Below are 16,262 nucleotides of genomic sequence, written 5' to 3' on the forward strand. Positions count from 1 at the left end.
CTCACGCCAGCAGGAAGCCGGCGTAACCCGCGCCGGCGATCTCGTCGCAGCGGCGCCGGTACTCCGGAATGCCTGCCGTGTAGCCCATGTACATCCGTTTCTTACCGGGAACGTTGGCGCCGTTGTACCACGAATTGCAGCTCGGGTGGACCAGAACCGTCGCCGCCACAAGGGATGTGGTGTGCTCGATCCACTCGTGCTGCGCCTCCGGCGTCGCCTCGATGGTGCGGTGACCGTTGGCCCTCAAGTGGGCGATGCAGTCGCCGATCCATTCGACGTGCTGTTCGAGCGCGGTGACGAAGTTCGTCGCCGCCGCCGGGCTGCCCGGTCCCTGAACGGTGAACAGGTTGGGGAACCCGGCGACCGCCAGCCCGAGGTAGGACACCGGACCATGCTCGGCCCAGACGTCCCGCAACAGCACACCGTCCCGGCCGCGAACGTCGATGCGGGTCAGTGCACCTGTCATCGCGTCGAATCCGGTGGCATAGATGATCACATCGAGGTCATAGTGCCCGGCCGCGGTGTCGATACCGCCCGGGGTGATGGTGCGGATCGGATGCTTGCGCAGGTCCACCAACGTCACGTTGTCGCGGTTATAGGTCTGGTAGTACCCCTGATCGATGATCGGCCGCTTGCAGCCGAACGGGTGACTCGGGACCAGCGCCGCGGCGGTGTCGGGATCGTGGACGATCCGGGCGATCGCCTCGCCGTACAGCGCGGTGGCCATCCGGTTGGCCTCGATATCGAAGAAAATGTCACCCCAGTTGAGCGCCCCCATCACGCCGCGCTCGTCGACGGCGCGCACCTGCTCGTCGCGGGTGGCCGACTTGATGGGCGGGCTGACCAGCATGTCGATCAGCACCGAAAACGCCGAGAGTCGTGCCGCACCGACCGGATGCTGGCGCTGCGCCTGCCGGATCTCGCCGTAGTTCGCCTTCATCTCGTCGAGTTCACCGGCCTCGAACCGCCGCACCTCCCACGGCAGCGTGAATGCCGGCGATCGCTGAAACACGCAGAGCTGCTGGACCTCCCGCGCGATCACCGGGATCATCTGCACGGCGGTCGAACCCGTTCCGATGACGCCGACCCGCTTACCGGACAGGTCGAAGCCGCCCGCCGGCCACCGGCTGGTGAACAGCGAGTCCCCGGCGAAGGTGCCCATGCCCAGGATGTCGGGCTCGAGCGGGACCGACAGGATGCCGGATGCTGCGACGACGAAGGGGGCCACGAACGTCTCGCCGTCGGCGGCGTGCAGCGTCCACCTCGCACTGTCGTCGTCGAACGTCATCGCGGTCACGTCGGTGCCGAGCCGGATGTCGCGGCGCAGGTCAAGGCGGTCGGCGACGAAGTTGAGGTAGGCCTCGATCTCCGGTTGGGCCGGCATGGTCTCGGTCCATACCCACTCCTGCTGGATCTCCTCGGAGAAGCTGTAGGAGTACTCGATACTCTCGATGTCGCAGCGTGCACCCGGGTAGCGGTTGAACAGCCAAGTGCCGCCGATCTTTTCGGCTCTCTCCAGCACCTGCGCCCGGATCCCGAGCTGTCGCAACCGGTGCAGCATGTAGAGACCGGAGAACCCGGCTCCGATCACGAGCACATCTGCACTATCCATCATTTGACCCTTCGCCAACCGCACAGCGGATGCTACTGTAATGATTACAGTATTGGAACCGGCCTGATCGCGGTTCCCCGAAACCCTCAGGTGGGCGATGCGGTACACCCTGGAGTATCCGAGCGAGCTACCCACCGCGCCCGCGGATTTCCTCTCCCCCGACGTGATCCGAGATGTCGTGTCGAGAGCCGAAGCGGCAGGCTTCTCCGCGGTTGCGCTCTCCGAACATCCGGCACCATCGCTGAAATGGCGCCGCAACGGCGGGCACAACACCTTGGACCCCGTCGCAGCGCTGAGCTTCATGGCCGGGGTGACCAGCCGGATCCGACTGATGACCAACCTGTTCGTGCTGCCCTTTCGCAACCCGTATCTGTCCGCCAAGGCGCTCGGCAGCCTGGATATCCTGTCCGGCGGCCGGCTGATCGCCGGAGTGGGCGCGGGGTACCTGCGCTCGGAGTTCGCCGCGCTCGGTGTCGAGGTCGACGACCGGGCCGGACTGCTCGACGAAGCACTCGCCGCACTGCGATCCATCTGGACCGATCCCGAAACACCGGTCAGTGGGCGGGGATTCACGGCAACCGGTCCGATGTGGCTGCAGCCACCGGTGCAGCGCCCGCATCCACCGATCTGGATCGGCGGCAACACCGCGGCCGCCGTGCGCCGTGTCGTCGAATACGGCAGCGGCTGGATGCCGCTCATCGTGCCCGCGGGCATGACGTCGGCGATCGGCACGGCCGCGCTGGAGGACGCCGCGGCGTTCGGCGCCCGACTCGGCCGGCTGCGTCAAGCCTTGGCAGACGCCGGTCGGGATCCGGAGGTGCTCGATGTGCAAGTCATCTGCCCCTGGATCGACCTGGACGACAACTCCTCGCGGCGCCAAGCGGAGGACACGCTGAGTGAACTCGCCGGCCACGGCGCGAACTGGGCGGTCGCTCGCGTCGACGCTCCCACCCCGGCAGCTGCGCTCGACTACATCGACGCGTTCGGCGAGGTGGTCATTGCAGGCGACGTGATCAGTACACCGGTTCGAGGAGGTGCCGCGTGAAGGTGCCATTCACTTGGAAAGTCACCGGCTGGTTCATGATCGGCTGGTCGGCGCAGTACGCCGTCGGTGACGTCCGACCGCTGCGGTACTTCGGCGAGGACCTGGTGATCTATCGCGACTCCGCCGGCGAACTGCACGTGCTCGAAGGTCACTGCAAGCACCTCGGCGCGCACATCGGGCATGGCGGTACCGTCGTCGGCGACTGCGTCGAGTGTCCGTTCCACGGCTGGCGCTGGGGGCCCGACGGCGCCAACACCTACATCCCCTATCAGCCGGAGCGACCCAACAGGGGGCTGCACCTACGGACCTACCCCGTCGAGGAGCAACACGGCTGCATCTTTCTGTGGCACCACCCGGGCGGTGAGCCACCCCGGTGGGAGCTGCCCGATATGTTCGCCAAGTTCCCGCAGTTCACCGCGGCCCCCGACGCCTACTACCGCCCGTATCCGGAGTTCTCCCGCTTCGCGGAGAACGAGCCGGTGCATCCCCAAATCGTTGCCGAAAACGGTCCGGACAGTTCGCATTTCCACTACGTCCACCACGCCACGGTCACTCCGGTCTGCCTGGAGTGGGAGGCAGTCGACGAAGAGTGGCGGTTCGTCACCGGCTGGCCCGATGCCCGCAGCGACGATCCGAACGCCATGGCCTTGCGTATTCACAGCCACTTCTCCGGGCTGGGTTTCGCCATCAGTGCGTTCGAGGGCTCGTCGAACCACCGGCTGATCTTCGCCTGCACGCCCGTCGACGACGAGGTGTCCAATATGTTCTATTCCATCTGGTGGCCGCGAAAAGACGGCGACGCCAGTGACATTCCGCCCGACGACGTCCGAGAACGGGTGGAAAAGCAGTACCTGGGCACGGTGTGGGACGACCTCGAGATCTGGCGCTACCAAAAGTACGTCGAACACCCTGCCCTGGCGAAAGTCGACGCGAAACCCTATATGGCGATGCGTAAGTGGGCTCAGCAGTTCTACGACGTCTCGGCGGCACCGGTATGAAGGCGGAGCTCGTCGACCCGGGCCACACCGTCATCGTCACCCAGGAGTTGCAGGGAGCCGTCGTCGGACCCGATGCCGGACTGGCAGCATTGGCCCGCGAAGCGGAACGCGAGGCGCTACCCAACATCGCGCGCCTGTTGCCCGCGGCACGGACGGCCGGGGTGACGGTGGTGCACTGCCTGGTACAGCGTCGGCCCGATGGACTCGGCTCCAATCACAATGCCAAGCTGTTCGCGATCGGCGCCGGCGGGGTGGACATCGCGCCGGGCAGCCCCGGTGCCACGCTGTTGCCGCAATTCGGGCCGGCACCAGGCGATCTCGTCCTGAGCCGGTGGCACGGCCTGGGTCCGATGGGCGGGACCGATCTCGACGCGATCCTGCGCAATCTCGGTGCGACCACTATCGTCGCCGTCGGGGTGTCACTGAACGTGGCGATCCCCAATCTGGTGATGGACGCCGTCAACGCCGGCTACCGCGTTGTGCTGCCGCGCGATGCGGTCGCCGGGGTACCCGCCGAGTACGGCACCGCCATCATCGACAACACCCTGGCCTTGCTGGCGACCATCACCACCACCGAGCAACTGATCGCGGCCTGGGAGACGTAATGGACGCCGACACCGCCGTGCCGCCGCTGCCCGCGAACTATCTTCGCGATCCGTATCCGTTCTTCGCCGAGATGCGCCGCGGGCCGGGGATCTTCCGCGGCACGGTGATGGACTACTCGAAGACTCCGGAGTCGCTGCGTCCGAGGCGAGAGTATGCCGCGGTGTCCTTCGACGCGGTGAACACCGTGCTGCGCGATGGGCGGGTGTTCAACTCCTCCATCTACGACTCCACCATCGGACTGTTCATCGGGCCGTCGTTGCTGGCGATGGAAGGCAGGGCCCACTGGGATCACCGCAATCTGGTGTCCGCGGCATTCAAGTCGAAGTCGTTGGCGCGCTGGGAGCCTGAGGTGGTCCGCCCCATCGTCAACGGCTTGATCGATGAGTTCATCCGCGACGGGCACACCGACCTGGTGCGGGCATTCACCTTCGAATTCCCCACCCGCGTCATCACCCGGCTGCTGGGTCTGCCCGAAGAAGACCTGCCCACCTTCCGGCGCCGCGCCGTCCAGCTGATCAGCTATGCAGTCGACTACCGGAAGGCATTCGAGGCGTCGGCGGCGCTCAAGGACTACTTCCTCGAGCAGATCGACAAGCGGCGGTCCAAGCCGACGGACGACATCATCGGCGATCTGGTGAGTGCGGACATCGACGGGGAGAAGCTGACCGACGAGGCGATCTACTCGTTCCTGCGACTACTTCTCCCGGCCGGGCTGGAAACCACCTACCGGTCGTCGGGCAATCTGCTCTATCTGTTGCTCACCCATCCCGAGCAGTTCGCGGCGGTGCACGCCAACCGGGAGCTGCTGGCGCCGGCCATCGAAGAAGGTCTGCGTTACGAGACTCCGCTGACCACCGTGCAGCGGTTCGCCACCGAGGACAGCGAGCTGGAAGGTGTTGCGATACCGGCCGGTTCGGTGATCGACGTGTGCATGGGCTCGGCCAACCGCGATGCGAATCGCTGGCCGGATCCGGAGGAATTCGACATCTTCCGCAGACACACCCCGCACATCACGTTCGCGGCGGGCGAGCACACCTGTATGGGTCTGCACCTGGCCCGGATGGAGACCCGCGTCGCGTTGGAGTCCTTGCTGGATCGGCTTGGCGACATCACGCTGATCACCGACGACGATCCGCACATCCACGGCCAGCCGTTCCGGTCGCCGACATCGTTGCCGGTGACCTTCACCGCGGTTCGCTAGCCCTTCCAAGGCTTGGTCTTGACGTATCCCCCTGCGTCGATCCGCATCTGCGTTCCGGTGATGTAACGAGCGTCGTCACTGGCCAGGAACACCACAGCCGCCGACACGTCGTGCGGCTCGATGTAGGGCACCGGCATCGCCTGCATGGCGGGGAACGACAGTTCGGCGTCGTCACGGGTCGGCGACGCCAGGTCGGGCCGGAACACCCGATACATGCCCTCGTTGTGCAACATGTCGGTGTTGACATTGGTCGGGTGCACAGCGTTGACCCGAATCATCCTCTTGGCCAACTGGACTGATAGATCGTTGACGTAATGGGCGACCATTTGTTTGGCCAGGCTGTAGGCCGACCCGCCCGGGCCCTGGTTGGTGGCGCTGCCCAGTTGCGCCGCCAGCGAGCCGGTCGCGATCACCGATGCGCCGTCGTTGAGGTGCGGCATGCTGGCCTGGATCACGTTGAACACCCCGACCAGGTCGGTGTCGATGGTGTCCGACCACGATTGCAGGGTCTGCCGCTTACCCATCGGGCAGATACCGGCGTTGGCGACGACGATGTCGAGGTGCCCCATCTCGTCGACGGCCTCGGCGATCGTCTGCCACACCGCACCTCGTTCGCGGACGTCGCAGATCGCCGAGAAGCACCGCGCGCCCTCCTTTTCCACCAGTAGAACCGTCTCGTCGAGGTCCTCGGGCCGCGACAGCGGATAGGTGTTGCCCTCGAGGTCGGAGCAGATGTCCAGCACGATGATGTCCGCGCCCTCGGCGGCCAAGGCGATCGCGTGTGACCGACCCTGTCCTCGCGCAGCCCCCGAGACGACGGCAACCTTGTTGTCCAACTTACCCATTGGGCGTCCTCCTATGACTGGCGTGGAGCGCGGAACGCAAGAGTCTTGGTTTCCAAGTACTGCTGGAATCCCTCGATGCCGCACTGGCGGCCGATGCCGCTGTTCTTGTAACCCCCGAACGGGGCGTCGGCACCGTAGAACATTCCGCCGTTGACACCGATCGAGCCGGTGCGGATCCGGCGCGCGACGGCGGCGCCCCGCTCCACCGACCCCGACAACACCGCGCCGGCCAACCCGTAGACGCTGTCGTTGGCGATGCGGATCGCCTCCTCGTCATCGCGGAACGGCAGCACCACCAGGACGGGACCGAAGATCTCCTGCTGAGCAATCGCCGACCGAGGGTCGGCACCGATGATCACCGTGGGTGCGACGAAGTGCCCACCGACGAGGTGGTCCGGTAGATCGTCGACACCGCCTCCGCCGACGACGATTTCGGCGCCGTCGCGACGAGCCTGATCGCATGCGTCGAGCACCCGCTGCTTCTGCTTGGCGCTGACGAGAGGGCCGACGAACGTGCTGGGCAGCGCCGGGTCACCGACCGGCACCGCCTGAAAAGCCGCGGTGATCGCGGCGAGCGCCTCGGGGTAGAGCGATTCATGGATCACCAACCGCGTGGTGAGCGCGCAGGCCTGCCCGGCATGCACGCATACCCCGACCGCGCTGCCGATGATGTGCGCCGGGTTGGCGTCGTCGAGCACGATCAGCGCCGACTTGCCGCCCAGTTCCAGGAACGTGCGCTTCATGGTCTCGGCGCCGTCGCGCATCAACTGCTTGCCGACCGCGGTGGATCCGGTGAACGAGACCATGTCCACCCGAGGGTCGGTGGCCAGTAGCCCGGCAACCTCGTTGGACGGGGTGGGCACGACGTTCAGGACGCCGGGCGGAATGTCGGTGTGCTCGGCAACGAGGCGACCGATGCGGGTGGCGTTCCACGGGGTGTTGGGATCGGGCTTGAGCACCACGGTGTTGCCGGTGGCCAGCGCGGGACCGAGCTTGTTGAGGATGACCTCAATCGGATAGTTGGACGGCGTGATGGCGGCGACGACGCCGACCGGTTCCTTGACGACGGTGCGCACGTTGCGCTCCCCGAACAGGCCGCCGCCGTCGAGGGTTCGCTCCCAGTCGAATTCGTCGATCAGCCGGGCCGGATACCGGAGCGAGTCGGTCAGCGGCCACTCCAGTTGAGCGTCGCCGGTCGACATCACCGGGCAGCCGACCTCCGCGACCAGCTCCTCGCGGAGGTCTTCCTTCTCGGACTCCAGCGCGGCCTGCAGCTGGGCCATGCACCGCTTGCGTAGTGCTCGGTTGGTGGACCAGTCGGTGTCGTCGAATGCCCGACTGGCCGCGGCAATAGCGCGGTCCATATCGGCGGGCCCGGCGGCGGTGGTCACCCCCAGTACCCGGCCGGTCGCCGGACTGATGTTGTCGAACTCGGCGCCGTCGGCGGCCGCAGCAAGTTGCCCGTCGATGAGCATCCGCGGTTCGGCCCGCTTCGCGGCCCGCAAGCCCAGCTCGACGCTCGTACCCTGCTGGCCCACCGACGCACCACCTTCTGTTCTCGGACGGTCAACGGTAAAGGTTACAGTAATTATCTGCAGCAGTGTGGGGCCGATTCCTCGACCCGCAGCGTCCGGGTGTGAGAATGTGGTTACCACGGCCGGGCGAAAGGGATTGATCTTGATCAAGGTGATGGACGGCATCCGGGTACTGGAGGTCGCGCAGTTCACGTTCGTTCCGGCGGCCGGCGCAATCCTCGCCGACTGGGGCGCCGACGTCATCAAGGTCGAGCACCCGGTCCGCGGCGACACTCAGCGCGGCTTCATCAACATGGGCGGCTTTCAACTCGACCCGAACCGGCACCCGCTGATCGAGCATCCCAACCGCGGCAAGCGCAGCGTCGGCATCGACGTCTCTACACCCGACGGCCAGGAGGTGCTGTACGAGATCGCGAAGACGGCCGACGTCTTCTTGACCAACTACATGCCGCAGGCCCGCCAGAAGAACAAGTTCGACGTCGAGCACATCCGCGCGGTCAACCCGAACATCATCTACGCCCGCGGCAGCGCCTACGGCGACAAGGGACCCGAGCGCCTGGTCGGTGGCTTCGACGGGACCGCATTCTGGACCCGCAGTGGCGTCGGCCATGCGCTCACACCGGAGGAGCTCGGAGGCGCTCTGCCGCAGGGTATTCCGGCGTTCGGTGACTCGATCGGCGGAATGAACATCGCCGGCGGCATCTCGGCGGCGCTGTTCCACCGGGAGCGGACGGGCGAGGCGGTGGAGATCGATGTGTCGCTGCTGAGCACCGCGTGGTGGGCGGCCGGCGCCAGCGTCACCCAGGGCATGGAGACCGGGGAGACCATGCGGTCGCTGATGCCGGGCTCCACGACATCGGTCAACCCGTTCATGGCCAACTACCTGACCTCCGACGGCGGCACGATCAACCTGTGCATCGTCAGCCCGACCGGCTACATCCGCGACACCTGGGAACATCTCGGCCTGCCCGAACTCGCCGACGACCCCCGGTTCTCTGACGTGATGCCGCTGATCCAGAACGCCGAAGAGGGTGTCCGACTGATCACCGCGGCGATCGCCGCCAAGCCGTTCGAGTACTGGCGCCAGCACCTCAAGACAATGAAGGGCCAGTGGGCGCCGTTCCAGAGTCTGGTCGATCTGGCCTCCGACGAGCAGGCAATCGCCAACGACATGATCGTCGAGGTGGAGGCCGCTGACGGCGGGGCACCGTTCAAGGTGGTGCGCGGCCCGGTCCAGTTCAATCACGAAGCCCTGGAGACCACCCGCGCACCGCAGGCCAGTGAGCACACCGAGATCGTGCTGATGGAGATCGGCATCGACTGGGACCGCATCGAGGCGCTCAAGGAGTCCGGCGCGATCGCCTAGTCCGCCACGCGTTCCACGCGAACCGGGACACCGGTCAGCCAGGCCATCCCGGACAGCGACTCGACGTCCTCGGGCGCACTGGACGTCAACCGGTTGACGTTGGACCCGCCTGCGCGATTCGCCAGTTTCCACGTCCCGGTGCCGGTGTGCCCCCACCCGTGCGGCACGGCGATCACGCCGGGCATCAGGTCTTTGGTGGTCATCACCTCGACGGTGATCTCGCCGTACGGCGACGACACCCGCACCACATCCCCGTCGGCGATGCCCGATTCGGCTGCGTCGTCGACCCCGATGAGCGCCCGCTGCCCTCGCTCGCCCCGCATCAGCAGCGGCGAATTGTGCATCCACGAGTTCTCCGAACGCGGCTCGCGCATACCGATCATCCGCAGCGGATAGCCCTCGGGATGAGCGCTCCGCGAGAGCTTCTCGACTTCGGCGGCGATACCGGCGTGCTTCAGCCGGACCCGGCGGGACAAATAGGCCACCGAATTGCGCAGCGCACCGGTGCGGATATGCGGTGCCACCACCACGCCGTGCGGATGCTCCTCGGTCAAGCGGCGATGCGTCAGGCCGCCGCGGCGCAGTCCGAACCGGTCACCGCCCTGCGACATCCGGATCAGCGCGTCGATCATCATTCTCGGCTTCAGCGCGACCCCGAAGCGGCCCAACAGTTTTCGCATCACACCCAGAGCGGCGAACGCACGCACGTCGCCCGCCATCCGGATCGTGAGGTCTTCGACGATGTCCCACTCCGCTCGGGCCTCACCCGCCGGCGCGACGACGGCCTCGGTGGCCTGGCGGAACGGGGTGGCCTGGAAGGCCTGGAACGTGTAGGGGAAATCGTCGCGTTCGTACATCGTGGTCACGGGCAGGATGTAGTCACACCTGCCGGTCGTCTCGGTGACGTAGAAGTCAAGGGCTACCGACAATTCCAGGGAGTCGAAGGCCGACTCGAGTTCGTCGCCGTTGGGCACCGACAGCACCGGGTTACCCGCCGAGACGAACATCGCCCTGATCTGCCGGTCGCCCGGCGTCATGATCTCCTTGGCCATCAGCGCCGCCGGTTCCATCGCGACGGCGATGGGGATCCCGCCGATCCGCGACCGGTTGCGATACGAGCGGCGCATCGCAAGACCCATCATTGTGGCCTGCCAGCGGCCGCCGACGGTCTCCATCGAGCTGAACACCGATCCGCCGGGTGTATCGAGGTTTCCCGCAACGAGATTCACCGCATCGATCAGGTAGGTGGTGAGTGTGCCGTACCGGCCGACGCACGTACCGAGCCTGCCGTAGACGGCCGCTCGCGGCTCGCGCACGAGATCCCGGGCGAGCGACCGGACACTGTCGGCATCGATACCGGTGCGCGCCGCGGTGAACTCCGGGGTGAACGGCGCGCACAGCGATTGCAGCCAGTCGAGGCCGTCGGCCTGTGCGTTCACCCGTGCGGTGTCGACGAGACGCTCGGCGAACATCACCTGCAGAAGCGACATCAGCAGGAGGGAATCGGTGTCGGGCGCGATGGGAAGCCATTCGAACGCCGCCGCCGTCTCGGTGCGGCGCGGGTCGACGACGACCACACGCCCGCCCCGCTTGACGATGTCGTGCATGCGGTCCTTGATCCGCGGCGCGGTCAGGAAGCTGCCATGGGACACAACGGGATTGGCGCCCATCATGACCAGCAGGTCGGTTCGGGTCAGATCGGGGATCGGCACCGACGTCGGAGCCCCGTACAGCATCTGGCTGGCGATCAGCCTGCTGTTGGTGTCCTGCGATGACGCCGTGAAGTAGTGCCCGCCGCGCCCGAGGCCCTTGATGAATCCCAGGGCCGCGAAGGTGTGCGCATAGCTGAACGCACCGGGGTTGCCCATGTACCAACCGACCGCCCCCGCCCCGCGGGCGCTCAGGATCTGAGTCAGACGGGCCGCGATATCGGAGAGCGCCTCGTCCCAGCTCACCGGCTCGTAGCCGTCCGGGCCTTTGCGAAGCGGCGTGGTGACCCGGTCCGGATCGTTCTGCACCTCGGTGAAAGCGATGCCCTTCTGGCAGGCGAAACCGGCCGAGAGCGGGTGGTCCTTGTCCGGGCGCAGCGCCGTCAGCCTGCCGTCCTCGACGGTGGCCACCATGCCGCACAGCGGCTCGCAGATCCGGCAGAACGTGGTCTTGTGCTCGATCGTGGAAGCCACGTAGGACACGATACTGTAAGTGTTACAGTTCCTGCGCGTCTCCGCGGATCCCGAGAGGAAGACCATCGATGAACGATGTCGCCATCATCGGCGTCGGCCTGCACCCCTTCGGCCGGTTCGAGGGAAAATCCGCGATGGCGATGGGCGTCGACGCGATCTTCGCCGCCGTCGCCGACGCCGGCATCGAATGGAAGGACGTCCAGTTCGCCACCGGCGGCAGCTGGACGGTGGCCAACCCCGATGCGATCGTCGGTATGGTCGGGCTGACCGGGATCCCGTTCACCAACGTCTTCAACGCCTGCGCGACGGCGGCCAGCGCCGCCAAGGCGTGCGCCGACGGGATCCGGCTGGGCGACTACGACATCGGTATCGCAATCGGACTGGACAAGCACCCGCGCGGCGCCTTCACCGAGGACCCGGCACTGGTCGGGATGCCGCGCTGGTACGCCGAGAACGGCCAGTACCTCACCACGCAGTTCTTCGGCATGAAAGCCAACCGCTACCTGCACGACCACGGCATCTCGGAGGAGACGCTGGCGCGGGTGGCCAACAAGAACTTCCGCAATGGTGTGCTGAACCCGAATGCATTCCGCCGCAAGGAGATCTCGATCGAGCAGATCATGGCCTCGCCGGTGTTGAACTACCCGCTGCGGCAGTACATGTTCTGCGCACCCGACGAAGGCGCCGCCGCGGTCGTCATGTGCCGCGCCGACATCGCGCACCGCTACACATCCACGCCGGTGTACCTCAAGGCGGTCGAGGTCCGCACCCGCCGCTACGGCGCCTACGAGGTCAACACCACGTTCGGCCCCGTCGACGAGGACGTGGCACCGACCGTGCACGCGGCCCGCGCCGCGTTCGAAAAAGCCGGTGTCTCACCGCAAGACGTCGACGTGATCCAACTGCAGGACACCGACGCCGGCGCGGAGATCATCCACATGGCGGAGTGCGGGTTCTGCCCGGACGGCGACCAGGACCGGCTGCTGGCCGACGGCGAGACCGAGATCGGCGGTTCCATGCCGATCAACACCGACGGCGGGCTGATCGCCAACGGCGAGCCGATCGGCGCGTCCGGACTGCGACAGATTCACGAGATCGTGCGGCAGTTGCGCGGCGAGGCGGGCGACCGGCAGGTTCCCGGTCAGCCCAAGGTCGGTTTCACTCAGCTCTACGGCGCGCCGGGTACCGCAGCAGCGACGATCCTGACGCGGTAGACCCATGGGCGTTCTCGACGGGGTGCGGGTGTTGGACTACGGCAGGTTCATTGCCGCGCCTTGGTGCAGTGCACTTCTCGCCGACATGGGCGCCGACGTCCTGCGCGTCGAGAAGCGGGAAGGCGGCGAGGACCGCTGGGTGCAGTCGGTCACCAGCGGGGGTGAAGGCGCGACCTTCCTGCAGTGCAACCGGAACAAGCGCTCACTGACCCTCGATTCGACGACCCCGGAGGGCACCGACATCACCCGGCGGTTGGTGGCCCGCTCCGACATCGTGATCGCCAACATGCCGGCCGCCGGGATGCGGGCCAGCGGGCTGGACTACGAGTCGCTGCGCGCGGTCAAACCCGACATCATCCTGGCCAGTGCAACGGCCTACGGCGAAGGTGGCCCCTACAGCGACCGGATCGGATTCGACGGGGCCGGCCAGGTGATGTCCGGCGCCGTCTACCGCCAGGGCCTGCCGGAGCTGCCGATCCGCACGGTCGTCCCCCAGGCCGACTTCGGCACGGCACTCACCTTGACCATCGGTGTGATGATGGCCCTCTACCACCGCAGCCAGACCGGCGAGGGCCAGCATGTGGAGGGAGCCCTGCTGCCCACGGCGTTGATGCTGTCCAACGCCTTCCTCATCGAGCGCGAGCTGCTGGGCGTCGACAAGCCCCGCGCCGCCAACCGCGGCACCTCGGTCGCGCCGTGCGACCTGTACGAAGTCACCGACGGTTGGGTCCTGCTGCAGATCGCCGGCCAGCCGATGTTCAAGCGGTGGTGCCGGCTGATCGGCCGAGAGGAGCTGTTTGACGATCCGCGATTCGCCGACGACGACGCACGCTGGCAGAACGGCGATGTCCTCAACGATCTGATGCAGCAGTGGTGTGCAGGCAAGACCAGGGCTGAGGTGCTCACCGCGTTGGAAGCGGCGAAACTACCGGCTGCACCCGTGAATTCGCCGCAGGAAGTTCTCGACGACCCACACGTGGAGGCGATGGGATATCTCAAGCGGGTGCCGTTTCCCGGCGCATCGCGACCCGTGCCGCTTATCGAGACACCGTTCCGACTGTCGGCCACGCCCGGCTCCATCCGCCGGCGCGCACCGTTGCTCGGTGAACACACCGATGAGGTGCTGGCCGAAATCGGTTACGACACATCCACGATCGCAAGCCTGCGCCAGGACGGCATCATCTAGTCAGGTGAGCACCCGCACCGGCACGTTGCTCCAGCCCGCCACGTTCTGCATGTTGACCCGCTTGCAGCCGTCGAAGTCCACCTCGAAGCGGGGCATGAAGTCGAGCATCTTGTCCAGCGCGATGGCGCTTTCCAGCCGGGCCAGGGCCGCACCGAGGCAGCTGTGAATTCCGTAGCCCAGCCCGAGATTCTGCGCTTGCGTCCGGTCCCGGTCGATATGGAATCGGTCCGGCTCGGTCCACGCCCGCGGGTCGCGGTTGGCTGATCCGCCGACCAGGAAGACCGGCTTGCCGGCCGGGATCGTCACGCCATGCACCGTGACCTCACGCAGCGAGCAGCGCACGTTGTACTGGGCCGGTGCTTCGAAGCGCAGCAGTTCTTCGACGGCCAGCGGGATCTTGCTCCGGTCACTCTGCAACAGCTCCCACTGGTCGGGGTTCTGCGCAAAGACCACGGCCGCGTTGCCGATGAGCTTGGTCACGGTCTCTGCGCCCGCACCACCCAACAGCGTTGCGAATTCGGTGATCTCGATATTGTCCAGCGGCTCCATCCGGCCGTCTTCTCGCTCGATCTCGGCACAGATCAGCTTGCTCAGTAGGTCGTCGCCGAGCTCCTCGCGCCGCTTCTTGATCAGCCGGAAGTAGTAGATCGCCATGTCCACGGCAGCCTTCTGGCCGGCCTCGGTCATTTCGACATCGCCGCTCTCGCGGTGCAGCAGTTCGTCGATCCAGAGCCTGATCTGCTGGCGGTCCTCAGCGGGCACACCCTGCATGGTGGTCATGACCTCGACCGGGAACAACGCCGAGAAGCCCTGGACGAAGTCGAATCCCGAAGGATCGACAGCCGACAGATGCTTGTCGACCAAATCGGTGACCAGGGCGCGCTGCGCTTCGATCGCCCGGGGGGTGAACACCTTGTTGAGCAGGCTGCGCATCCGCCGGTGGGCGGGCGGATCCATCGCGATGATCGACCCGTGCTTGGTCACCTCGCCCTTGCGGACCTGGCCGAGATCGACACCGTATGCCGACGAATAGGTTTCGTAGTCCTTGAATGCCGCGGCGACGTCGTCGTGGCGGGTCAGCGCGTAAAAGTCGTATTCCTGGCTGTAGTAGACCGGGGCATCGTCGCGCATCCGGCGATACGTCTCGTACGGGCTGACGAAGAAGTCTTCCGAGAACGGGTCGAAGACGACCGATGTCGTCGTCATCGTGGCGGCGAATAGTTGGGCTTGCCGAGCCCGAGCACGTGCTGCGCGATCATGTTGCGGAACACCTCGAGCGTGCCGCCGTAGATCCCGAACAACGGCGCGAACCGGAAGGCATATTCAGAAGCACCGTTGTCGGCCGCCCCATCGGTGTCCACCGGCAACACCGAGGCGGCACCGGCCAGATCCATCAGGTCCGGTGCGATGTCGCGCATCGTCTGGGCTTGCGCCACCCGCCCGAAAATGCTTGGCGTGGACAGGGATGCCTCCAGCCGCGCGGCGCTGCGGCCGAGCCGGTAGGCGACCGCGCCGTCGTCCACCATCCGTCGCCCGGCGGCGTCGACCTGCCCGACCCGGGCGGCAACGGCATCGACGGCGGCGGCCATCACCCCGGCTTGATGAGCCATGATCGACACGTCGGAGAGTCCGTCTGCTTCCGTCGGCGCGGCCCCGTGTTCGGCGTCGAGCGGTCCGCGCAGTACCGTCCAGCCCCCGTTGGCTTCGCCGAGCAGATACTTCTCGTCGACCCGGACGTCGGTGTAGTACACGATGTTCGTGCGGTCGCCGTCGACGGTTCGGATGCCCTGGACCTCGATGCCCGGGGTGTCCAGCGGCACCAGAAACATGCTCAGGCTCTTGTGTTTCGGCGCTGTCGGATCGCTGTTGGTCAGCAGGAACACGTATTGGCAGTTGTGTGCGCCGGTGGTGAACATCTTCGAACCGTTGATCACCCACTGGTCGCCGTCCCGGACGGCGCGGGTCTTGCAGGTGGCCACGTCCGACCCACCCTCAGGTTCGGTGTAACCCAGACACATTCGTGCCGTGCCGTCGAAGACTCGCGGCAGCACGTCGTCAACCAGCTCCGGCTTGCCGAACGCGGCGACCGCCTTGGCCACCATCACGGTGGTCCCCCATGTCACCCACGGCACGTGCGCCCGGCGACGCTCGAGATCCCAGATACGGCGTTGAATGCGGGTGAAGCCGCCGTCGGATCCCGTCCGGTATTCCTTTTCCAGGAAACCTCTGGCACCGAGGGCCAGGTGCACCCCCTCGTCGAAATTGTCCCCCGTCTGGCGGTCCCGCAGACGCACCTCGTCGGTCACCAATTCGGCCAGGAACGCCCGCAGCTCGCGCTGGAAGCCCACATCGTCGGCGGTCAGCTCGACTTCGGTGAAGTCCATGGCAACTCCTGTATCGCTATCGGCGGTCGTCGTCACCGAGGCTGTAGTTACCGGACGGAAGTTCGAGTGGCGGTCGCGATAACTACA

Annotated in this window: 13 protein-coding genes; 7 read left to right on the forward strand and 6 right to left on the reverse strand. The window is 66.4% G+C overall.

From position 1 onward, the window contains the following. Nucleotide 1: 1 nt before the first annotated feature. Complete coding sequence (locus tag AB4879_RS11005; protein WP_370507613.1) at nt 2–1,612, reverse strand: flavin-containing monooxygenase; 1,611 nt, start codon at nt 1,610–1,612, stop codon at nt 2–4. Nucleotides 1,613–1,709: 97 nt separating this feature from the next. On the opposite strand from AB4879_RS11005, the gene AB4879_RS11010 reads away from it, so the two are divergent. Genes AB4879_RS11010 through AB4879_RS11025 form a run of 4 tightly spaced genes read left to right on the forward strand, consistent with a single transcriptional unit; the run spans nt 1,710 to nt 5,462 of the window. Beyond that, nucleotides 1,710–2,657 carry a TIGR03619 family F420-dependent LLM class oxidoreductase gene (locus AB4879_RS11010; RefSeq protein WP_370507614.1) on the forward strand — a complete coding sequence of 316 codons (948 nt, stop codon included), beginning with the start codon at nt 1,710–1,712 and terminating at the stop codon, nt 2,655–2,657. Beyond that, the gene (locus AB4879_RS11015; RefSeq protein ID WP_370507615.1) at nt 2,654–3,655 is read left to right on the forward strand and encodes an aromatic ring-hydroxylating dioxygenase subunit alpha; all 1,002 of its coding nucleotides are present in this window, start codon (nt 2,654–2,656) and stop codon (nt 3,653–3,655) included. The genes AB4879_RS11010 and AB4879_RS11015 overlap by 4 nt, the downstream gene beginning before the upstream one ends. Continuing rightward, nucleotides 3,652–4,260 carry a cysteine hydrolase gene (locus AB4879_RS11020; protein ID WP_370507616.1) on the forward strand — a complete coding sequence of 203 codons (609 nt, stop codon included), beginning with the start codon at nt 3,652–3,654 and terminating at the stop codon, nt 4,258–4,260. Before AB4879_RS11015 ends, AB4879_RS11020 begins: the two co-directional genes overlap by 4 nt. After that, nucleotides 4,260–5,462 (forward strand): cytochrome P450, encoded by a 1,203-nt coding sequence (locus AB4879_RS11025; RefSeq protein ID WP_370507617.1) that lies wholly within the window; start codon nt 4,260–4,262, stop codon nt 5,460–5,462. The genes AB4879_RS11020 and AB4879_RS11025 overlap by 1 nt, the downstream gene beginning before the upstream one ends. Here the strand turns inward: AB4879_RS11025 and AB4879_RS11030 are convergent. Further along, nucleotides 5,459–6,307: a mycofactocin-coupled SDR family oxidoreductase gene (locus AB4879_RS11030; protein WP_370507618.1), complete on the reverse strand. Its 849-nt coding sequence runs from the start codon at nt 6,305–6,307 to the stop codon at nt 5,459–5,461. The two genes, AB4879_RS11025 and AB4879_RS11030, sit on opposite strands and share 4 nt — an antisense overlap. Nucleotides 6,308–6,318: 11 nt before the next feature. Next, nucleotides 6,319–7,782: an aldehyde dehydrogenase family protein gene (locus AB4879_RS11035; protein ID WP_370507882.1), complete on the reverse strand. Its 1,464-nt coding sequence runs from the start codon at nt 7,780–7,782 to the stop codon at nt 6,319–6,321. Nucleotides 7,783–7,996: 214 nt separating this feature from the next. Between AB4879_RS11035 and AB4879_RS11040 the strand changes: the two genes are divergently transcribed. After that, nucleotides 7,997–9,208: a CaiB/BaiF CoA transferase family protein gene (locus AB4879_RS11040; protein WP_370507883.1), complete on the forward strand. Its 1,212-nt coding sequence runs from the start codon at nt 7,997–7,999 to the stop codon at nt 9,206–9,208. On the opposite strand, the gene AB4879_RS11045 is transcribed toward AB4879_RS11040, so the two are convergent. After that, nucleotides 9,205–11,391 carry a molybdopterin-dependent oxidoreductase gene (locus tag AB4879_RS11045; RefSeq protein WP_370507619.1) on the reverse strand — a complete coding sequence of 729 codons (2,187 nt, stop codon included), beginning with the start codon at nt 11,389–11,391 and terminating at the stop codon, nt 9,205–9,207. The genes AB4879_RS11040 and AB4879_RS11045 overlap by 4 nt on opposite strands. Before the next feature lie 68 nt (nt 11,392–11,459). On the opposite strand from AB4879_RS11045, the gene AB4879_RS11050 reads away from it, so the two are divergent. Both AB4879_RS11050 and AB4879_RS11055 read left to right on the forward strand, forming a co-directional pair. Next, nucleotides 11,460–12,605 (forward strand): thiolase family protein, encoded by a 1,146-nt coding sequence (locus AB4879_RS11050; RefSeq protein ID WP_370507620.1) that lies wholly within the window; start codon nt 11,460–11,462, stop codon nt 12,603–12,605. A gap of 4 nt (nt 12,606–12,609) precedes the next feature. Continuing rightward, entirely contained in the window at nt 12,610–13,791 is a 1,182-nt protein-coding gene (locus tag AB4879_RS11055; protein WP_370507621.1) for a CaiB/BaiF CoA transferase family protein, read from the forward strand. On the opposite strand, the gene AB4879_RS11060 is transcribed toward AB4879_RS11055, so the two are convergent. Together AB4879_RS11060 and AB4879_RS11065 are read right to left on the reverse strand one after the other, a co-directional pair. Beyond that, nucleotides 13,792–14,997, reverse strand: coding sequence for a cytochrome P450 (locus AB4879_RS11060; RefSeq protein ID WP_370507622.1), 1,206 nt, complete (start codon nt 14,995–14,997; stop codon nt 13,792–13,794). Next, the gene (locus AB4879_RS11065; protein ID WP_370507623.1) at nt 14,994–16,175 is read right to left on the reverse strand and encodes an acyl-CoA dehydrogenase family protein; all 1,182 of its coding nucleotides are present in this window, start codon (nt 16,173–16,175) and stop codon (nt 14,994–14,996) included. The genes AB4879_RS11060 and AB4879_RS11065 overlap by 4 nt, the downstream gene beginning before the upstream one ends. Nucleotides 16,176–16,262: the final 87 nt, after the last annotated feature.

Origin of the sequence: Mycobacterium sp. SA01, assembly GCF_041287105.1 — a bacterium.
Taxonomy (GTDB): domain Bacteria; phylum Actinomycetota; class Actinomycetes; order Mycobacteriales; family Mycobacteriaceae; genus Mycobacterium.

Excerpts from the sequence above, each read along its gene's own strand:
- AB4879_RS11005 (WP_370507613.1), bottom strand. The coding sequence starts at position 1,612 with ATGGATAGTGCAGATGTGCTCGTGATCGGAGCCGGGTTCTCCGGTCTC.
- AB4879_RS11010 (WP_370507614.1), top strand. The coding sequence starts at position 1,710 with ATGCGGTACACCCTGGAGTATCCGAGCGAGCTACCCACCGCGCCCGCG.
- AB4879_RS11020 (WP_370507616.1), top strand. The coding sequence starts at position 3,652 with ATGAAGGCGGAGCTCGTCGACCCGGGCCACACCGTCATCGTCACCCAG.
- AB4879_RS11025 (WP_370507617.1), top strand. The coding sequence starts at position 4,260 with ATGGACGCCGACACCGCCGTGCCGCCGCTGCCCGCGAACTATCTTCGC.
- AB4879_RS11030 (WP_370507618.1), bottom strand. The coding sequence starts at position 6,307 with ATGGGTAAGTTGGACAACAAGGTTGCCGTCGTCTCGGGGGCTGCGCGA.
- AB4879_RS11035 (WP_370507882.1), bottom strand. The coding sequence starts at position 7,782 with ATGCTCATCGACGGGCAACTTGCTGCGGCCGCCGACGGCGCCGAGTTC.
- AB4879_RS11040 (WP_370507883.1), top strand. The coding sequence starts at position 7,997 with ATGGACGGCATCCGGGTACTGGAGGTCGCGCAGTTCACGTTCGTTCCG.
- AB4879_RS11050 (WP_370507620.1), top strand. The coding sequence starts at position 11,460 with ATGAACGATGTCGCCATCATCGGCGTCGGCCTGCACCCCTTCGGCCGG.
- AB4879_RS11055 (WP_370507621.1), top strand. The coding sequence starts at position 12,610 with ATGGGCGTTCTCGACGGGGTGCGGGTGTTGGACTACGGCAGGTTCATT.
- AB4879_RS11060 (WP_370507622.1), bottom strand. The coding sequence starts at position 14,997 with ATGACGACGACATCGGTCGTCTTCGACCCGTTCTCGGAAGACTTCTTC.
- AB4879_RS11065 (WP_370507623.1), bottom strand. The coding sequence starts at position 16,175 with ATGGACTTCACCGAAGTCGAGCTGACCGCCGACGATGTGGGCTTCCAG.